15 protein-coding genes and 1 other annotated feature are annotated in these 20,135 nt (G+C 32.8%); of the genes, 3 read left to right on the forward strand and 12 right to left on the reverse strand.

Translation table 11 applies throughout. The features are described 5' to 3' along the window. Window positions 1–24: 24 nt before the first annotated feature. From LB941_RS10585 to LB941_RS10600, 4 genes are all read right to left on the reverse strand, one after another. Window positions 25–1,251: a nucleotide sugar dehydrogenase gene (locus LB941_RS10585; protein ID WP_253361939.1), complete on the reverse strand. Its 1,227-nt coding sequence runs from the start codon at window positions 1,249–1,251 to the stop codon at window positions 25–27. A 39-nt stretch (window positions 1,252–1,290) separates the two neighbouring features. After that, complete coding sequence (locus tag LB941_RS10590) at window positions 1,291–2,244, reverse strand: glycosyltransferase family 2 protein (RefSeq protein WP_253361940.1); 954 nt, start codon at window positions 2,242–2,244, stop codon at window positions 1,291–1,293. Between the two features lie 287 nt (window positions 2,245–2,531). Then, window positions 2,532–4,886 carry a LysM peptidoglycan-binding domain-containing protein gene (locus tag LB941_RS10595; protein ID WP_253361941.1) on the reverse strand — a complete coding sequence of 785 codons (2,355 nt, stop codon included), beginning with the start codon at window positions 4,884–4,886 and terminating at the stop codon, window positions 2,532–2,534. Window positions 4,887–5,487: 601 nt separating this feature from the next. Further along, window positions 5,488–6,999 (reverse strand): FAD-dependent oxidoreductase, encoded by a 1,512-nt coding sequence (locus tag LB941_RS10600; RefSeq protein ID WP_253361942.1) that lies wholly within the window; start codon window positions 6,997–6,999, stop codon window positions 5,488–5,490. 209 nt (window positions 7,000–7,208) lie between these two features. Between LB941_RS10600 and LB941_RS10605 the strand changes: the two genes are divergently transcribed. Further along, a complete protein-coding gene (locus LB941_RS10605) occupies window positions 7,209–8,120 on the forward strand; it encodes a LysR family transcriptional regulator (RefSeq protein ID WP_253361943.1) in 912 nt (303 codons plus the stop codon). Between the two features lie 183 nt (window positions 8,121–8,303). On the opposite strand, the gene LB941_RS10610 is transcribed toward LB941_RS10605, so the two are convergent. The 8 genes from LB941_RS10610 to LB941_RS10640 form a co-directional block, all read right to left on the reverse strand. Continuing rightward, the gene (locus LB941_RS10610; RefSeq protein ID WP_425270536.1) at window positions 8,304–9,932 is read right to left on the reverse strand and encodes a peptide ABC transporter substrate-binding protein; all 1,629 of its coding nucleotides are present in this window, start codon (window positions 9,930–9,932) and stop codon (window positions 8,304–8,306) included. Window positions 9,933–10,092: 160 nt separating this feature from the next. Next, window positions 10,093–10,337, reverse strand: a binding site (T-box leader). Window positions 10,338–10,406: 69 nt separating this feature from the next. Further along, a complete protein-coding gene (locus tag LB941_RS10615; RefSeq protein WP_253361944.1) occupies window positions 10,407–11,144 on the reverse strand; it encodes a L,D-transpeptidase in 738 nt (245 codons plus the stop codon). Between the two features lie 139 nt (window positions 11,145–11,283). Continuing rightward, window positions 11,284–12,828, reverse strand: a complete 1,545-nt coding sequence (locus LB941_RS10620) for an ABC-F family ATP-binding cassette domain-containing protein (RefSeq protein WP_253361945.1) — start codon at window positions 12,826–12,828, stop codon at window positions 11,284–11,286. A 24-nt stretch (window positions 12,829–12,852) separates the two neighbouring features. Then, window positions 12,853–13,947, reverse strand: a complete 1,095-nt coding sequence (locus LB941_RS10625) for a DNA/RNA non-specific endonuclease (RefSeq protein WP_253361946.1) — start codon at window positions 13,945–13,947, stop codon at window positions 12,853–12,855. Window positions 13,948–13,961: 14 nt separating this feature from the next. Further along, window positions 13,962–14,642 (reverse strand): type 1 glutamine amidotransferase, encoded by a 681-nt coding sequence (locus tag LB941_RS10630; protein WP_253361947.1) that lies wholly within the window; start codon window positions 14,640–14,642, stop codon window positions 13,962–13,964. A 604-nt stretch (window positions 14,643–15,246) separates the two neighbouring features. Next, window positions 15,247–15,381, reverse strand: a complete 135-nt coding sequence (locus LB941_RS12545) for a hypothetical protein (protein WP_275980030.1) — start codon at window positions 15,379–15,381, stop codon at window positions 15,247–15,249. A 75-nt stretch (window positions 15,382–15,456) separates the two neighbouring features. Next, window positions 15,457–16,398 (reverse strand): AEC family transporter, encoded by a 942-nt coding sequence (locus LB941_RS10635; protein WP_253361948.1) that lies wholly within the window; start codon window positions 16,396–16,398, stop codon window positions 15,457–15,459. 86 nt (window positions 16,399–16,484) lie between these two features. Further along, window positions 16,485–17,399, reverse strand: a complete 915-nt coding sequence (locus LB941_RS10640; RefSeq protein ID WP_253361949.1) for a LysR family transcriptional regulator — start codon at window positions 17,397–17,399, stop codon at window positions 16,485–16,487. Between the two features lie 141 nt (window positions 17,400–17,540). On the opposite strand from LB941_RS10640, the gene LB941_RS10645 reads away from it, so the two are divergent. Together LB941_RS10645 and LB941_RS10650 are read left to right on the forward strand one after the other, a co-directional pair. After that, entirely contained in the window at window positions 17,541–18,500 is a 960-nt protein-coding gene (locus LB941_RS10645; protein WP_253361950.1) for an NmrA family NAD(P)-binding protein, read from the forward strand. A gap of 25 nt (window positions 18,501–18,525) precedes the next feature. Beyond that, window positions 18,526–19,926 carry an MFS transporter gene (locus tag LB941_RS10650; RefSeq protein ID WP_253361951.1) on the forward strand — a complete coding sequence of 467 codons (1,401 nt, stop codon included), beginning with the start codon at window positions 18,526–18,528 and terminating at the stop codon, window positions 19,924–19,926. Window positions 19,927–20,135 lie beyond the last annotated feature (209 nt).

Raw genomic sequence — 20,135 nt, forward strand, 5'->3', positions numbered from 1 at the left:
TCACTTTCTAATCTGCTTTTTTATCTAATCGCGCTGAAATAAGTCGCGTGTATATACTTTGTCTTTTACATCTGCTAAGTGTTCACTCATACGATTAGCAACAATAACTTGCGAGCGCTGTTTAAACACTTTAAAATCTGTCACAACTTGATTGCCTAAAAATTCATTTTTTCCTACTAACATTGGTTCATATATTATAATATGCGCTCCTTTTGCCTTTAATCGCTTGATAACACCTTGAATAGAGCTTTGTCTAAAGTTGTCACTATTACTCTTCATTGTTAATCTATATATACCGATAACCATATCTTCTTTAGTTGCAGTTTTCTTTTTGTCATATTTTATAATTTGTTCTGCAATAAATGTTTTTCTAGTCGAATTAGACTTAACAATAGCTTCAATTAAATTTTGCGGAACATCTTTATAATTGGCTAATAGTTGTTTAGTATCTTTAGGTAAACAATATCCTCCATACCCAAAAGAAGGATTATTATAGTGTGTACCTATTCGTGGATCTAAACCTACACCAGCAATAATCTGATTTGTATTAAGTCCTTTTAGCTCAGCATATGTGTCTAATTCATTAAAGTAACTAACCCGCAAAGCTAAATAAGTGTTTGAAAATAACTTTACAGCTTCTGCCTCAGTATAACCCATAATTAAAGTAGCAATATCTTCATCAAGTGCTCCTTCTTGCAGTAAATTTGCAAATTCAGCAGCTTTTTGCTTTAAAAAATCATCTGCTAAATCTGTACCTACTATTATTCGTGAAGGATGTAAGTTATCATATAGCGCTTTACTCTCACGTAAAAATTCTGGATTAAAAAGAATATTACGATACTTTAGTTCTTCTCTAACTTTCTTTGTGTATCCAACTGGGATAGTTGATTTAACAACTATTATTGCTTCATCATTATAACTTCTGACCTGTCTAATAACTGCTTCTATGGAGGATGTGTCAAAGAAATGAGTATGACTATCATAATTGGTTGGCGTTGCAATTACAACAAAATCAGCATTCGAATAAGCTAACTTTGCGTTCAATGTAGGTATCAAATTTAAGCTCTTACTACTTAAATACTCTATTATTTCTTTATCTTGAATAGGTGACTTCTTCTGTTCAAGCAGATTAATTTTTTTAGCATCAATGTCTACCGCATACACTTCGTGTTTTTGTGCCAAAAGAGTAGCGATACTTAGACCAACATAGCCTGTTCCAGCCACTGCTATTTTTAATTCCTTATTCTTCATAATTAGTTACCTCACAAAAATTTTATTATTTTCTACAAGCTACTCAAGATTTTTTATATGATTGTAAATTCGCATTGAATCATCAAAAACATCATTTTTATCATGATCAATAAAATCTTGTTTTGTCCGTTGTGAATTTTTAGTTGCCCTACCACGTGCCTTCTTTTGTAAAAATTCTGCTTTAGATTTTGTAAAATAATGATTTATTCTAATCACATTAGTATTTACACTCTTTGTAAACGGACCATTTACTATCTCTTTTTTTTCATTAATAGCATAGTAGCCTGGTAAATAGTAAGCTCCATGAGGATCATTCATAAAACCAACTGTTTTAGCTGGAGAAATAATCGACTTTATATGTCTATTTTTAATAAAGTCTGTCTGCGATCGATACACAAAGTTATCTGTTAATAATCCTTGTGGCTTTTTTTCTAAATTTGAGGATCCGAAAATTTGCCAATTAATTGCAAGACCTCCAACATTTTTATCAGCAAAATATTCCTCTAATAACTCAAGTAAGCCCTTCTTTTCATCTTTAACATAAATAAATTCGTCTGCATCTAAAAATGCCATATATCGACAAGCTTTTCCATACTTGTTTAAGGCATCATTGTATGCATCCATCTGTTTTGCAGTTCCTAAAAATTTTGTATATGTCACTTTTTTCTTATATAAATCTACAATTTCTAATATATTATCATCGCTTCCATTATCATATATATAGAAATGATCTACACCTAAAGATAGATAATAATTTAACCATTCTTTTAAGTACTGTGCTTCATTTTTCACAATTATTACAACTGCAAAATTATATTTTATTTGTGTGTTGTCTTTTCGTGTAAGCCAGAGTTTTATAAGTTTTAACGTTCCAGGTAATAATAGTCTAGCTTCACTTTTTTTTAGATTTTCTTCACTTTTTGCTTCATATGGTAAATTAATGAAAGTATCTAGTCTTCTAATACTAGCATGTAACGCTTTTTTCAAACTCATCACTTAATTCTCCTTAAATTTAAACACATTAGATATTTCTTATGATAAAAAACTAATTCGAATATTGTGTGAAATTATTATGATATGTTATGAAAACATCCGTTATTTTTGTATAAACAACCCTAAATTTATATTAAGTGTGTTTTACCTTGTCTTCTTGTTGAAATCAGCTAGTTATGTACGACTAAAAAATACATAATCTAAATATAATTAAAAAGCAGCATTAAAGAATCCTATCTTCTTTAACACCACTTTTCCCTTTTCACTTCTATAAAGTATGAAAAAAATTATTTAATTTTGAGTATCTTTCCTATAACAATCAAGCTGGTATTACTTATGTTGTTTAACGATGCTAACTTACTTACTGTCGTATTATATAACTTAGCAATCTTATATAAAGTATCACCGGATTTTACCGTATATGTTGAACTCGTACTACTTGTCGAACTTGTACTACTTGAGTTTGTTGTACTACTACTGCTTGTTGTCGAACTGCTACTGCTCGTTAGCTTCAGTACTTCACCTACATAAATTAAGCTCGTATTACTTATGTTATTTAACGAGACCAACTTACTTACTGTCGTATTATTTGCTTTTGCTATCTTATATAAAGTATCGCCGGATTTTACTGTATATGTTGAACTCGTACTACTTGTCGAACTTGTACTACTTGAGGTTGTTGTGCTGCTACTGCTTGAAGTTGTTGTACTACTACTTGTTAACTTCAGCGTTTCACCTACATAAATTAAGCTCGTATTACTTATATTATTTAACGACGCCAACTTACTTACTGTCGTATTATTTGCTTTTGCTATCTTATATAAAGTATCGCCGGATTTTACCGTATATGTTGAACTTGTGCTACTTGTCGAACTCGTACTACTTGAAGTTGCTGTGCTGCTACTGCTACTTGTTGTGGAACTACTACTGCTCGTTAGCTTCAGCACTTCACCTACATAAATTAAGCTCGTATTACTTATGTTGTTTAACGACGCCAACTTGCTTACTGTCGTATTATTTGCTTTTGCTATCTTATATAAAGTATCGCCGGATTTTACTGTATATGTTGAACTTGTGCTACTTGTCGAACTCGTACTACTTGAAGTTGTTGTGCTGCTACTTGTTGTGGAACTACTACTGCTCGTTAGCTTCAGCACTTCACCTACATAAATTAAGCTCGTATTACTTATGTTGTTTAACGACGCCAACTTGCTTACTGTCGTATTATTTGCCTTTGCTATCTTATATAAAGTATCGCCGGATTTTACTGTATATGTTGAACTCGTACTACTTGTCGAACTAGAAGTCGTACTACTTGTTGATGAGCTACTTGTCGAACTAGAGGTCGTACCGCTTGTTGATGAGCTACTAGAACTTGTTGTTCCAGAATATTCAAATGCTAAGTCATCCCACGCAGTTAAATTATATTTTTCAATAATTGCTTCTAATTTAGATGTATAACTAACATCCGTTGCATATCCATCTTCATAAATTAATTTAGCCACGGTATCTGCATCTGTCTCGCCAACTAAATTACTATAACGTGAACTACTTGCTAATAATTTAGCATGATCTAAAATGCTGTCATCATCACTATCATATACACGAAACTTTGCATATACCGTATGATAAGCTCCACTATAGTACTCTTTTGTCTTTAAAGTCACAGTTGTTCCAGTCCATGAACTTCCAGCTTTAATTCCAAATAAATTATGATACGTACTAGCTAGCGTTGACTGCCCCCAACCACTTTCGAGAATTGCTTGTGCAGCAGTTATTGACGGTAATATTTTGTACTTAATCCATCCCTCAATAGCACCCGAAATAATTTGATTTAAAAATGTTGAGATTTTAGAAGAATATGTTGCTGTATTTTCTGCTTCTATAGCTGCAATTGCAGACTCTAATTCACTATCCGTTAAAGTTGTTGTCGTAGTACTAGTGTTAGTATCTGCAGATGTTGCAACACTTACATTATCCGCTGTTGTTGCATCACTACCGCTTGAACTAGACGTGCTTGTTGGCTCTGTATTTGTTGCTGTAGAACTACTTGTTGAATCTGCTGTACTCGAACTGCTAACACTGTCTACACTTGCGCTACTCTCAGTTGTATCACTACTACTTGAACTAGACGTGTCACTTACCGAATCCACATTTGTTGTAGAACTACTTGTTGAATCTGCTGTATTCGAACTACTTACGCTATCAGCGCTTGTACTGCTTGTCGAATCTGCTGTACTCGAACTACTTACGCTATCAGCGCTTGTACTGCTTGTCGAATCCGCTGTACTCGAACTACTTACGCTATCAGCACTTGTACTGCTATCAGTTGCATCACTTGAGCTTGATGATGAAGATTCACTTGTATCGTCACTACTTGAATTGCTTATTGAATCAGCAGACGATGTACTACTACTTGCTGTTACAACTTTTAATGTGCCTGAGCTTGATGACGAAGAACTTACTATAGAGCTAGATGCGTCATTTGATGTATTCACATCATCAGCTTGTGCAACTATCGTATGTAATGGTTTTAACTGTATTCCAAGTATAACTGATGAAACTGTAAGCAAACTATATGCCCAATATTTACCAGCTTTATACATCTTATAGTGTACTTTTTTATCGGGATACTTTTCCATAAAAGCATTACCTCCTAAATTATAATTCTATAAATAAAGAATAACATAACTATTTCGTATAAATTAGATTCATGAATAATGTAATCTTAATGTAAAAATAAATTATTGCAACATATAATTAATACTTACTTTATATTTTTAAAAAATTATCCCCCAAAATATATTGTATTTTTTACAAATAATCATTTCCAATTAGCATTACTTTTACGTTATTTAACAATAACTTACACTAAATAATAGATATTTTGTCATCATCATTGTCTAATTTCATACTATCTTGTTCTCATTGATTAAACCACTAATAGTACCATGAAATATCATTCATAAGTTTAAAAGATTAATTCAAAAACCGTTTTTCCGTCTCTACGATGCTACAATAAAAATTAAAATTAGTTATCTATAATCTATAATATAAAAATAAAAAGTAAAACTATATATTTTTATATCATTTCAATATTATGTAATTAAAAACATTGATTTATAAAAAAATTAATGTTTTTATCCATCATAATAGTGTTAAAAAATTAGTAAATAAAAAAACGGAAATAAACTTTAGCAATTTCCGTTTTTTATATTTGCCGCTTATTTAGAAAACCATTTATTATTTTGCTGCTGACTGACCCGCCAAACGTCCAAATGTTTGCGCATGACTTGCTGCTAATCCTGGAACTCTGTCTGGGTAACTGCCAAAGAAAAAGCCACCACTATCATTGCCTGCTGCATATAAATTATGAATAGGCTCATAATTTGCATCAAGAACTTCCATTTTTTTATTAACTCTTAATCCATCTGAAGTACATAAGATTCGTCCACCTAAAATACAGCCATAGTAAGGTTTCTTATTAATAGGAGTTAATCTATATGCTTCTTTGCCAAAGTCTTTATCAATATTCATCTTCACTAATTCATTGTTTCGCAAAACTGTCTTTTTAAGATTTTCAGCTGGTAACTGTAGCTTTTCAGCTAATTCTTCAATAGAATCTGCTTGCACAACCAATCCTTTATCAACATACCGCTGCGTATCTTCACGTAGTTTTTTTGCATTAGCCATATATCCTGGAAAACCTACTCGAGCACAGCCTAATGTATGAAATTGTTTTGCATATTCGTCAAAATTGTCATCCCAGATCATTGCATAAAGATAACCTGGTTGTTTACTTGCAGCGTTGACTGTAAATTGATATGGAACAGATTCATTAGCAAATCTTTCCCCACGTAAATTAACTTTCAATAATGGATGACTACCCAACCACAGCCAATCTTCATAAGTTGCCGTTTGAACATACATTTCTTCTGTCTTTTTTCCTACAGGAACTAATCCTCTATCAAAAATACATTCGGCTGGCTCTTCATCTTTAATAGCTCCAATATCTAAAGCCGAGACAATCCCCGCTCCATTATTTCTTGGACTATCATTATAAACATTTTTCTTTAATGCTAGTGGATTCCATTTTTTTAAAAGTTCTTCATTTGCAGAATATCCACCTGTGCATAAAATAATTCCCTTTGATACATTAATCTTAATTAATTCTCCTGAGGATATATTTTTTACAATTGCGGCAACAGCAACATTTCCTTCTTTTATTATTTTTACTAATGCCATTTTAAAACTTAAATTCACACCTAGCGCAGCAATTTTTTCTTGAAACCATGTACCATAAGATACAAAAGTTTCGTCATCAATAGTTGGATCATTTTCAGTTGAAAAGCCCTGGTATGCACTACTGGTGACCAACGAGTCAGGTTCAGCACGTAAATGTGCTCCATGCGGTTTCAAAATATTATCCTCTACCCAATTAACAGCTTCTGCACTGTTATTTGCCCAATGATAAATCAAACCTTCATCAACATTATGTTGTGCAAATGCTGCAAGATATTCGACTAATTCATATTTATCTATGGTCATCCCTGCTCTTTTTTGAGCATTAGTACCAACTCCAGCAAGACCTAAACGCAGTAAATTAATACTATCTTCTTTTTCAATTATCATAACTTGTGCGCCTTTTTCAGCAGCTGCGGCAGCAGCCATCATCCCAGCATTTCCCGCTCCAACGACAAGAACCTCTGTTTCAATTGTGCTGCTTATCTTTTGATCATTCAATTTATTTTCCATCAGATAATCCTCCTAATTGTGAATTAAAATACAAAAAAATATCGAAATAAAATTTAACAGCTGTAAATTTTTCAATAGACCTATATATTAAACAAATTTGTTATAGATTAACTCTTTCTCTTTTATTAAATATATCACAATATCATTCAAAGTTTGCTCAAAAAATGCTATCATTAAGAAGCAAAACTTATTAAAAGGAGGCGCTTTTCTTGAACCTTGATCATTTGAAAGTATTTGTTAGTTTATCTGAAACATTAAATTTTTCTCTTACTGCAAAAGAAACGCATATTTCTCAATCTGCTGTTTCACAAGCTATCAAATCCATCGAAGAAGAACTTGGATTTAAGCTATTTAAAAGGACAAAAAGAAAAGTTGTTTTAACAAAAGGAGGTGCTTTTTGCTATCCTCGCATTAAAAATATTCTCAACAACTTCAACAAGACAGTTATTGAAGCCCGTGATATCTATCAAACTGAAAATAGTCTGCTTACTTTAGGAACAACAGGTACACCCTTTGAGTCTTATATTTTACCCTCACTTATCAAGAAATATCGAAAAACATATCCAAATACAAAAATTTATTTAGAAAACTTCAATCATACGCTATTAAAGCAACACGTTTTAAATCAGGAAAGTGATATTATATTCACTACTCAAGATGATGTTTCAAGTGAACAAAAACTATCTTTTATAACTCTTATGCATGGTTATTTTTGTGCTCTGGTTCCTAATAGTAATATCCTTAATAACAAACATAGTATTAAATTAACTGATTTGAAAAATCAATCGCTGATATTACTAAATGATGATTGGTGTCCTCCTAAACAGCTTAAACTACAAGAAGCCATCAAAATAATTTGCCCTAAAGAAGCTATTCTCTACGCCAACGATGTATCAATTGCCACTACAATGGTTAAAGCTAATCTAGGTATTACTTTTATGCCTAACTTTATTAATTTTCCTGATACTAACTTTTTCAAAACAATTCCCCTAAACTACACAACTAATTTAGCCTATGGTGTTGCTACTCTTTCATCACCTAGAGACGAATCACTTATTCAATTTATTAATTGGTTGCTTAAATATCCCCTCTCTGAGATTGACACACTCGTTCATTCTTAACTATAAAAAATATACAAAACTCTCTATTTTATTTAAAACTGAGATATATTATTTAATACCAAACATTTTGAAACAAATAGAAAATCTGAGATAAAATGAGGTGCTCCCCCAAAAATCTCAGACTCTCTATTTATTGTAATTATTATCTATTTTCTGTAGTCACATTCTTGTTTATTAAATACTCTATTTAACATACGCATTCTTCCAATTAAATTGGACTCCTGCCGTATTGTAGATGATACCTTTTACATCAGATTTTAGCATCGCAGCCTGTGACAACTGGTATAATGGCGCAATTGCTTGGTCATTATTCAATAATTGTGATGCTTTGACCATGTCACTCCACCGTGCTTTTTCATTAGATGCATCTGTTCCCTTAGCCGCAGCAATCAAATTATCATATGTTGTGTTTGACCATTTACCATTATTATAGCTGCCATTAGTTGTAAACATATCCACAAAACTAATTGGATCAGAAAAATCAGCAGCCCAACCAGATAATACTAAATCAAAATCTCCACTTTGTGATTTTGAAATTCTCGTTTTCTTAGGTACATTTGAAACGCTAACTGACAAGCCGGATAGATGTTGTTCTAGCTGACTTTGTAAATAAGTTGTTACGCTTTTACTTACATCATCATCGTCACCTAATAATGATAACGACAGCTTAGAAACACCTAACTCTTTTAAGCCCTCTTTCCAGAGCTTTTTAGCTTTTTGTAAATTATAAACAGCGCCTGTCCCTGTAGCCTGTGCTTTCGAAAAATCTGTGCCATTATAACTTGCCAAATCTTTAGAAACTAACCCTGTAACCGTCATCGATCCATTTCCTAGAACTTTATTGACTAATTGTTTACGATTTATAGCATATGCGATTGCTTGACGAATTTTTTTGTTTTTCAGCGCTTTCTTTGTTTGATTATATTCAAGATAATTTGTCCGTGCTTGGTGATAAGCAACAAATTCCTTATTATTTTTCAATTCACGTGCTTGTGTTGCATCTAAATATGTTTGATCAAGTTTTCCACTTTGATATAAGTTATATGAGGTGGTAGTACTCTTAGTAACTTGGAAAGTGATTTTATTTAATTTAACATCTTTTTTATCCCAATAATCTTGATTCTTGACTAATTTCCATTGTAAGTTAGAGCCTGTCCAACCAACCACTTTAAATGGACCATTATAAACCATATATTTTGCAGCAGTACCGTATTTCTTACCAAATTTTTCAACTGCTTTTTGATTTTGTGGATAGAAAACTGTGAAGCCCATTAATAACTTAAAATAAGGAATCTTTTTTTCTAATGTTACTACCAGCTTATACTTACCGTCTGCTTTAACACCCAACATCTTATAAGACTTTTTACTGTTTATAATATCATCTGCATTTTTTATACCTTCAAATAAATAGGAATAAGCAGATGCTGTTTTAGGATTTACAGTTCGTCTCCATGAATAAACAAAATCTTGTGCTGTTACTTTGTCACCATTTGACCACTTAGCATTTTTGCGCAACGTAAACGTATATTTTAAGCCATCCTTTGATACTTTTGTACTTGTTGCTAATGCATTTTCAGGCTTTGCATTTTTTCCCAATCGATACAAACCTTCATTACTGTTAGCAATAATATCAGAACTAACTTGATCTTCGACTAAAGACGGATCAAGTGTCTGCATTTCCGCTGTCTCACTCCAATGCAAAACCTTACTGCTTGCTTGCACGTTATCAGTAGTAACTGCCATTACAAAAACAACTACACCTAATAAAAATACTAATCCCTTAACAAAACTATCCTTCACTTTTCCGTACATCTTTTTTCCCTCGCATTCATTTATTTATGAACACTTAATAACATTCAAGCGTTCATCTTCTGAGTTTTCGCTTTAATGCCACTAATACCACTGTCTTTCATGACAACCACCTCTTTTTTACATTGATCTACACCAAAAAACGTCCTTTGACTATTAAAAGTCAAAGGACGTTTTTTAACGTGGTACCACCTTTTATTTACAATACTTATAATATTGCCTCAAACGTACAGCCTAATAGATTAATTGATACTAAGCGATTCGCTGACGCTGTAATGGGCGCTCCCATCATATCTTATTCATATGCAACTTACGGGTGATTTCAGCACTTATATTCGTCTAACTCTCACCAAACGTTAGCTCTCTTAACCCTAGTCCATGCTTACTTGTTCCGATCAATGTTTTAATCTAATATTAATAACATGTTCATGTTACATCATAAACATTATAAATTCAAGGGCTTATTTTCATTAAATACTAATTGTCAAAATCATTGAAATCATCGTCACTATTATTAGTATGAATGACAACTCGTGTTCCTGCAGGAATATTCTCTTCAAACCATTTTGCATCAGCTATCGACAATCTAATTGAGCCATATGCATTAACGTTATTCTTTTTCGTAACTTTTTTACCTAATTGTTGTGCCAATTTCTCAATCACATTGCCATCTTCATTGACCGGTACAGACTCAAAACGATACAATCCCTTGCCAGCAAACGCCGTCCAGTAAAGAGCACCATAACCTCGTGTTGCATCAAAATATGAACTCCCCCGCTTTTTGTCTATTATAAAGACTCCATTAGGTGTTTTTTGATATTGGTCTTGACCTTTGTCATAATTTTTAGCAACTGAAGCATACATAGTATACAATGTATAAGTTCCAGATTTAATATAAACCCGTTGTTTCTTTGTAGAAACCTCTACCCATAACCGATTTTTATGTTTCTTAGTATTCTTATATTTTTTAAGATTAACATCAGGATAATCACCTGTTAATGATGATTTTGTCCAACTTATTGGATTACGCATCCTACTTTTAATTTCTTTATTAATTTTCTTTTCTTTCTTAGCAACTAAAGAACTCGCTTTCGCTTCTTTAGCCATTTTTACTGCATTTTTTTGATCTGCATTATGGACATGTATAGCTGTAAAGCCTGTTACTACAATTAAGCAAACAGCTACAAACCAGTAAATCAAATTACTTTTTTTCATCTATTCGGAGCCCCTTTTTCAAAATCGTCACTTTAAACTATACGGTTGAAATGCAACAATGTCAATCCAAGCAATAAAAATTTAACTTCAAAATAAACTTAAGCAATTCATCCACTAAAAAACTAAACATCTTTTTATATTATTTTTCTAAACGAATTGACTCTACATCAAAAATTTTATCAGCCCATCCAGCATAAAAAGAGGATTCATGCGTAACTAATAGCACATTACCTGGAAATGCTTGTAATGCATCTCGCAATGCATTTTTTGTTTCGTCATCTAAGTGATTGGTCGGTTCATCCATAATCAAAAAATTGCTAGGCTTTAATTCAAGCAAACACAATTTAACTTTTGTCTGCTCTCCACCACTTAAGAGATTCATTGGCTTAATTGCATTTGCAGCATTAATCCCAGCTCGAGCTAACCTTTGTCGAATCGTTTTGGGCTCAAGCTTAGGATAAATATCTTGTACTGTCTGCAAAGGTGTTTGTTGGGGATTATCCCAGGTCAAATCTTGTATAAAATAGTTAACAATTGCTGCATCGACAAATTGGGCCTGTCCCCCAAAATTAGGAATTAACCCTAGAATTGATTTAATCAATGTTGATTTCCCAACACCATTAAAGCCCTTTAGAACAACCTTTTCACCATGACTCATTGCAAACGTAACAGGTGAAAGTAATGGATGTTTATAACCTACTGATAGCTTGTTAACAGTCAAAGTTGCTGAAGAAAGCAACTCAATATATGGAAAATTAAAATGCGCTTGTAAATTATCACTTGGTGGTGTAAGTCGATCAATTTTATCCAATCTTCTCTGCCGTGATTTTGCCATTGTTGCCCTCGTTCCCGCTTTATTTTTACGAATGTAGGCTTCATCTTTTTCAATCTGCTGTCTTTGCTTTTCATAAGCTTTTTGCTGAACTTCTTTTTTAATCTCTTTTTGCTTCAATGCAGATTTGAAACTACCCGTATATTTGGTAATTTTTCCAAATGCTACGTCAACAATTGTATTTGTAATGTTTTCCAAAAAATCAAAATCATGTGAAATAACCATAAAGCAACCACTAAAATCATTTAGGTATCCTGTCAACCATTCAATATGTTCCACATCCAAGTAATTAGTTGGCTCATCTAGCAAAAGGACATCTGGCTTTTCTAAAAGAAGCTTGGCTAAAATAATTTTAGAGCGTTGTCCACCTGAACACTCACTAACTTGATGATTTTTTCCAATAGCGTCAATTCCTAGTCCTACCATTATTTGATCAATTTTAGTATCGATACCATAGAAGTCATTAGCTTCTAAAATTTCTTGATACCGCCCAGCTTTTTCTAGCAAAGTATCGTCTAAATTTTCTGCATACTTTGCATAACATGCAGCTTGCTTTTCAGCAATCATATATAATTGCGCAAATGCTGTTTTCAAAAAGGCTTCAACCGTTAAATCATGTGCAGATTGAGCATATTGGTCCAAATAACCAATTTTAGTATTGCGTTGCCACTTAATCATTCCTTCATCAGGCAATTCCTGCTCAGTAATCAACTTAATTAAAGTTGATTTCCCTGCACCATTTTGTCCAATGATTCCCATATGGTCCTCTTTATTAAGCCTAAAACTTGCATCTTCGTACAATTGCTTATCTGCAAAAGCCATAGATAAGTGTTCAACTTCTAAAATACTCACTTTTTTTATCAGCCTTCCTTTTAATTATTCTGTTGCTGGAGTCATTGTTCCAGTTAAATAATTAATTCTATATCCCGGTTCAACATTTGGCACAATCACATTTAGCTTAAACTTTCCATCTCGACTACGTGCTTGAATATGATAACATCTTGGAATTACTTCTGTACTGTTATGATACATAGGTTCAACTTGATAACGTACATTATCATGCACACGTGTAGCACCAAGAACTTCATTTTCTATTTCTGTTTGTAAAACTCCATTTGACCACCGTGTTTGTGGTGTCAAATTTGTTCTTTTAGTATTCTTAGTCTTAAAAATGCGATCATCAAACAAGCTACGCGCAATTAAATGTCCACGCGTAAATCCATCTGTAAAGCCCACTGGATCTGTGTTTATTGGTTCTTTATTACTAATTTTAGGTAAGTTTTCCTTTACTACCCACATACTTGCCTTAGTTGGACGTTGTCGACTATCAACTCTTAACGTAGGCATCTTTTTTGTCCGTGGTTGAGTAAAACCTAATCTTGTCTTATTGTCATTGACCACAAATACATTCCGTTCAACATCATAATCAAGTTTTGAACTAGCTAAATTATAACTTTTCTGTATTCCCACGGTTAATGAATTTCGTGCGCGATTAATGTCATCAGAAGGAATATTTTCATACTCTGCCACAGTATTTTCTTTTTTAGGCTTTTGAACTTGTTCATTTTTAGCTGCATTTAATTGTAAAACCTTCGCTGGCTTTACTTTATCTTTATGCTGTTCTTTATTAATATTCCTATTAATATTTTTATTAGCTGATTTTTTCTCACGAATTATATATGGAGCACTATTTTCAGTTCCGTTCGCTACTTTTTCTTTCTCACGTGTCACTTTCTTAAGTGTCTTGAGTTCTCGTAGTTTTTCAGTAACTTTCTTAACATCATCAGGATCTGAAATTTCATCATCATCAATACCAAGAAAGCTCAAAACTTCCTTACGTAACAAACTATTAACATGAGCTTCTCGTTGTTGTTTACTTTTCTTTAATTTTTCTTGTAAAAATAAAATCTGTTCAGTTATTTTTTTCTCCTGTTCTATTAAATTTTCAAAAGAATTGTCTTTTGTTCCCAATACAATTATCCTCTCTATTTGTTGGTAATAAAATCCAACAATCTATATAATATTTTTTTATTAGTGGCTGGAATCGGATAAGCCATTATTTCATCAGCATACTGATGAATTTCAGAATTCTTTATATATTTACCATCATTAATTACAATTTCACGTACATTATCTGTTAATGTTTCACAATGAAATTGCAAGCCAATCACATTGTCCCCAATTAATACTCCTTGATTAGCTGTATATTCGCTACTAAACAAAGTAGTTATGTCCCGGGAAATATATGCTGGAAAATGACATTGTTCAGCATGCCAATGAAAGACCGTCAATGCTACTGGAATATCAGAAATAATATTACTTTGTCGCTCAACCATTCCCCAGCCAGCTTCCTTTGGCCCAGCAGAAACCTCACCACCAATAGTTTGAGCTATTTGTTGTAGCCCAAAACATACACCAAAAACTGGTTTATGTAAATCTAACATGTTTGCAATTAATGCCCGCTCTTGCAAAATCCAAGTATCTTTATCATTAACACTCATAGGTCCACCTAATAGCACTAATAAATCAGTTTCCGCTGCGGTTGGCAAATTACCATCAAAAAATACTGGATGATATACATACATCTGATGTCCATGATCGTGTGCCCAGTCTGCAATTGCTCCTGGCCCTTCGTTTGGTGCATGTTGAATGACATTAATTCGCATTTATACCTCTTCCTTCCAAGGTTCGTTTACCCTATTATAACGCAGACCTTGAAGTATCGATACTTGAAAAAGATGCTTATTTGAATAAAAGAACTTAATTCGCTCAATTTTTTCTGGATACTGTTTAAATTCCACTAAATAACTAATAACTACATATTCTATAGAATTAATAAAATCTACAATATATAGTCACTATCACCGTTTTAATTATTATTTGAATCCATTCTTTTATAATCTACCATTTTTTGGAAGCTTTTAACTATTATAAAAGGCTCTGTTCATTAACAACTAATCCAACTTTAAACAATATGATTCATTCAACAAAACCAATCATACATTATCATTAACCTACTAAAATTGTTTTAATGCACTAATCTCAAAACTAACTTTTAGTTTTTTATTAATTACTAGTAATGCAAAGTGCTATAAATAAAATAAATCCACATGCGCACCTTTCACATCAGGGCCCATGTGGAGCTATTCTTTATCCAATTAATTGAACAAGTCTTATTACAGTTCCATCAGCCCACTCGAGTTAAGCTTATTTCACCTTAATGTAATAAGACGAGCTCCACGTGGTTGTCGCACGCTTTACTCTTATTTCTTACTTCTTTTCAGTTTCTTCACGATCCTTCAAGAAGTTTAAAACAGCTTGATGTTGTCCACGGCGCTTTTTAATATTCTTTGAGTTCACTGGACGACGATCGTTAGCAACTCCAACATGTGTATTTTTTGACATGTGTTAAACCTCCCTTCGTTTATCCATGCATTTATCCATTTTATACAAAATCACAACAATTTTCAAGCTTTTTCACTAAATTCCTAAAATACTAGCCAATAAAATCATCAAAGGTACGGTAACAATCGATACTAATGTTGATAAACACATAATCTTTGTGGGAAACTCAATATCAAAATTACTTAACAAACTAAATAAAACTATTGTTCCGGCGACCGGACAACTTATCAAAATTAATGTTGTTAAAGTGGCTTCTTGACCAAGCGATACATTAAAAAGCAACAACATCACGATAATAGGAAAAATAAGATTACGTACCAAAACAGCACTCCAAGCCAGTTTATCTTTCCAAGCATTATGTAAATTTAGAGCGCCCAGATTAGTTCCAATTACTAACATACTTAGCGGTGTGTTCAAGTCAGTAATATACGTTATTGGTGATTTAACTATACTAGGAAGCTTAATTTGTAAAATGAATAGCAATAATCCCACTGCAGTTGCGATTATATTGGGATTTATTATTGCATCACGCAACCTCAGTCCTAATGATTCACGATTTTTAAGTTGAAACAACCCTTTGCCATGCGTCCACATAAATAGATTGTAAACGACTAAATATGGCACAGCAAAAAAGACACCATTATTTCCAATAATTGCTTGCGCAAGCGGAATTCCCATAAATCCAGCATTTGAATATGTAGCACTATATAATAGTACTGCTCTTTTAGCTGGGGCCTTGATAATTCTTCTAGCAAAAATCACTTTACTCAAAACTATCATTACTAACATGCTTGCAAGAACTACTAAAAAAATCATTCCAAAGATTTCCAATCTTTTCCATGAAAATTTTTGTAAAAAAGCATTAACAATTAAGCATGGTGAAACAATATACAACAACAAATTTGTCATGTCTTTTGCTGTCTGCTCATGAATGAACTTTAATTGACTACACAAATAGCCAACCAACATTAAAATAAACATTGTTACCACTTGCTGCACTGAAATTATAACTGACACGATTTCTCTCCTTTTATCTAATTGTAGCATAAGGATTGAGATAGTCTCTAGTTTAAAATTCATTCGTCTTTTTTACTCGCCACAATTTATTTCTTACACATTTGTTGCGTATATTCACCATAAACCTCCTTACTAATTTCTTCAAAAGAACCAATTAATTCATTTCCACTAGGAGAAACTGTATTCTTTAATAAACCAAAAGAAACATATTTTTGACTCTTATAGGGAATTATAGCAACCTCAGAGTCATTACCAGCAATAAAATCAGGCATAATCGCAATACCTAAGTTACTTTTGGTCATAATTAATCCACTAATTTGATTATCTGAAAAAATTATTGGTATTTGAGGATTCTCTTTCATTAGCGTTCTCTCAAAAAGATTCATTTCAGGTGGCGCTGTAATAGGATTTAATAGTATCAATGTTTGTTTTCCTAATTGACTAGCAGATATTTCTGGGAGTGCTTTAAGTTTTGACTTTAAAGAAACTGTACAAACAAATTTACCACGATAGAGTTCAATAAAATTATCTTTTCTTTTGGTAGTAGTAAAGTCTTGAATCGTAAATAAGACATCAACTTGATTGCTTTCAAATAAATTGTTTTTTTCACGAAAATTTGTCATTTTTAAGATTACATTGATTCGTGGATATTTCTGGTTAAACTTTTTTATAATCAATGGTAATAGTTCGTTGTTTAACAAGTTGTTTTCATATCCGATTGTAAAATCTAGTGTTGATTCTTGGGCACTATGCCGCGTAATCATAATCATATTATTTAAATCCACCAAAATATTTTTAGAACTAGCATATAATTTTTCACCAGCTGCTGTAAGTTGAACATTTCTAGTATTCCGATTAAACAGTAAACAACCAATTTCATTTTCTAACTTATTGATTTGAGCTGTAACTGCTGGTTGTGAAATGAATAACGTTTTGGCTGTTGTTGAAAAGTTAAGTGTCTCAGCTAAAACAACAAAGCATTCTAATTGATGAAACTCCATCAAATCAACTTCCTTCTTTTATTTATAACCTTTATTTATATATTATCACAATAAATGATTTCACTGTACTACTTTTCGCTGTTATGATAATGGCGAAAGATTGTTAATCTTTTAACATTATTTTGAAAGGTGGAATTACACATGAAATATATCGTTACTGGAGCAGATGGACAATTAGGTGGACGCGTAGCTGAGAATATGTTAAATTCTGTTTCTGGAGACCAATTAATTTTTACGGCACCTGACCCTTCACGAATCCCTACAGAAAAACAACAACGCTGGCTTGATGCTGGTGTTGAATTACGCAAAGCTGACTATAATGATAAAAATGGGATGATTGCTGCGTTTACTGGAGGCGATCGTATTTTCTTTGTATCCAGTATTATTAACGGACCTAAGCGAGTTGCACAACATAAAAATGTAATCGATGCCATTAAAGCAGCTGGTGTTTCCCATTTAACATATACTTCATTTGTTGGTGCCAATCGTCCTGGATATCATCAATACGTCCTAGAAGATCATCGACCAACAGAAAAATACATTAAATCTAGCGGTCTTAAATATAATATTATGCGTAATAATCTCTACATGGAAAATTACGTCACTGTTTCTGTTATTTTAGCTATGTTGAGTAATAATGTCTGGGGAACTAATGCAGGGGAAGGAAAAGCAACTTTCATCGCAAAAGATGATAGCGCTAGAGTAGCGGCTGCTCTTTTACTAGGAAAAGGAACAGATAACCAAGACTATGACATTACAAGTTTAAACCCTGTCAGTGAGCGTGATATTTGTGAAATGATTGCTCAAAAATCAGGAATCTCCTTTAAATATCAAGCAATGAATGATACTGAATTTCATGATTACTTGACTAATCTTGGAATCCCAGAAACTACTGATGGTGATTATTCTCGTTCGCCTGTTCCATTTTGTACAAATGACATGGTTACAAATGAAAAAGGCATTGCGCAAAGTCAAATGGCTGTTATCTCGCATGATGTTGAAAAGCTTACCGGCCATAAGCCTCTAGAAGTACAAGACCTATTAGAAAAATATAGTTATGTCTGGAAAGAAAAATTAACTAGCAGTCGCCAAATACATTAGCTTTTAAAGAAATGAGGTCTTCTCGTTGGTTAAAAAACAAAATTTCAAATTAACATTAGCGGTTTTACTTTTAGGCGGTTTTTTGTCCCTTTTTAACGAAACTATTTTGAATGTCGCATTGCCTAAATTGATGACTTCATTTCAAGTCAATGCTGCCACAGTTCAATGGTTGTCTACAGGTTACATTCTTGTGGTTGTTGTGATGGTTCCACTATCTGCTTTTTTAATTCGTAGATTTAGTACTACCCAACTTTTTTGCGGTGCATTAACCTTATTTGCTCTCGGAACTTTTTTTGCAGCATTATCTCCTAATTTTGTTTGCTTGTTAAGTTCAAGAATGCTTCAAGCCACTGGTACTGGGCTACTAGTTCCAATTATGATGAATACAGCTTTAAAAATTACCCTTAACGAAAAAAAGGGCTTTATTATGGGTGTTTGTACCTGCGTTATTTTGTTTGGTCCATCATTAGGCCCAATTATTTCAGGTGAACTGTTACAATTTGCTAGTTGGAGAATCTTATTTTGGCTTTTATTGCCTATAATTTTAATAACTATTTTGGGTGGTATATTGTGGACTACCTCCATTAAGAATATAGAAGCAAAAGCACCAATTGATGTTTTGTCAATTATTCTTTCTTCACTAGGATTAGTTACAATTGTTTATTTTCTAAGTATTATTAATAGTTCTGGGGTTCAATGGGAAAAATATTTGTTATTAGCCATTGGTATTATCTCTCTACTCTGGTTTTATCAACGACAATTAAAGTTAAATTTTCCTATGCTCAATGTAAAACTACTCAGTAATAAATCCTTTTTACTAGGTGCTATCATTTTAATTATGTTACAGATGGTCCAATTTTCTATGAATATTTTACTACCAATGATTTTCGAAAACGGGCTACATTTAAGTCCTCTTGCTGCAGCATTACGCATTTTCCCGGCAACCATTATTTGCAGTTTATTAACTTTAGTTTCTGGAAAAATATATGATAAATTTAGCGGAGCCCTCCTAATCCCCGGTGGATTAATGGTTATGGTCATCGGTTTAGCTGTTATGAGTCGTGTTACTTCATTCACATCTGCTTCTATTATTACTTTAATCGATATTCTGATATATCTAGGTATTTCACTTTCGTTTGCGCCAAACCAATCGAATATGCTGGTAACTTTAACCGCAAAAGAACAAACAGATGCTATCGCAATTAGTAATACCTTCATTCAGTTAGGATCTGCGTTAGGTACACCACTCTTTGTCGGAATACTATCTAACCAAGAGCAAAAATTAATCGCGACTGGTATTAACAAAACCACTTCGCTTTATAGCGGTTTTCAATTATCAATCGAATTAGCAACTGCTATTTTAATAATTGGTGTTTTCATTGCCCTTTATGCTGAACATCTATTAAAAAAAGCTACCAATAAATAACAAAACAAATATTGTGTCTAAGCAAATTATGATTGCTGTATCATTAGGGGCAGTTCTCACAAACTTTCGACTTTGGTTAGAAATAATTGAATGAAATAGCATTTAGTTACAATAAAAAAGCGAGTCCAGTGTGATAATCCCTTTATGGTTGTCAGATGAAATACAATAATTCATTTGATAATTATGGAGGGATTTTTATATGTCCAGAT

This window comes from Ligilactobacillus ubinensis (genome assembly GCF_024160875.1).
GTDB lineage: Bacteria > Bacillota > Bacilli > Lactobacillales > Lactobacillaceae > Ligilactobacillus > Ligilactobacillus ubinensis.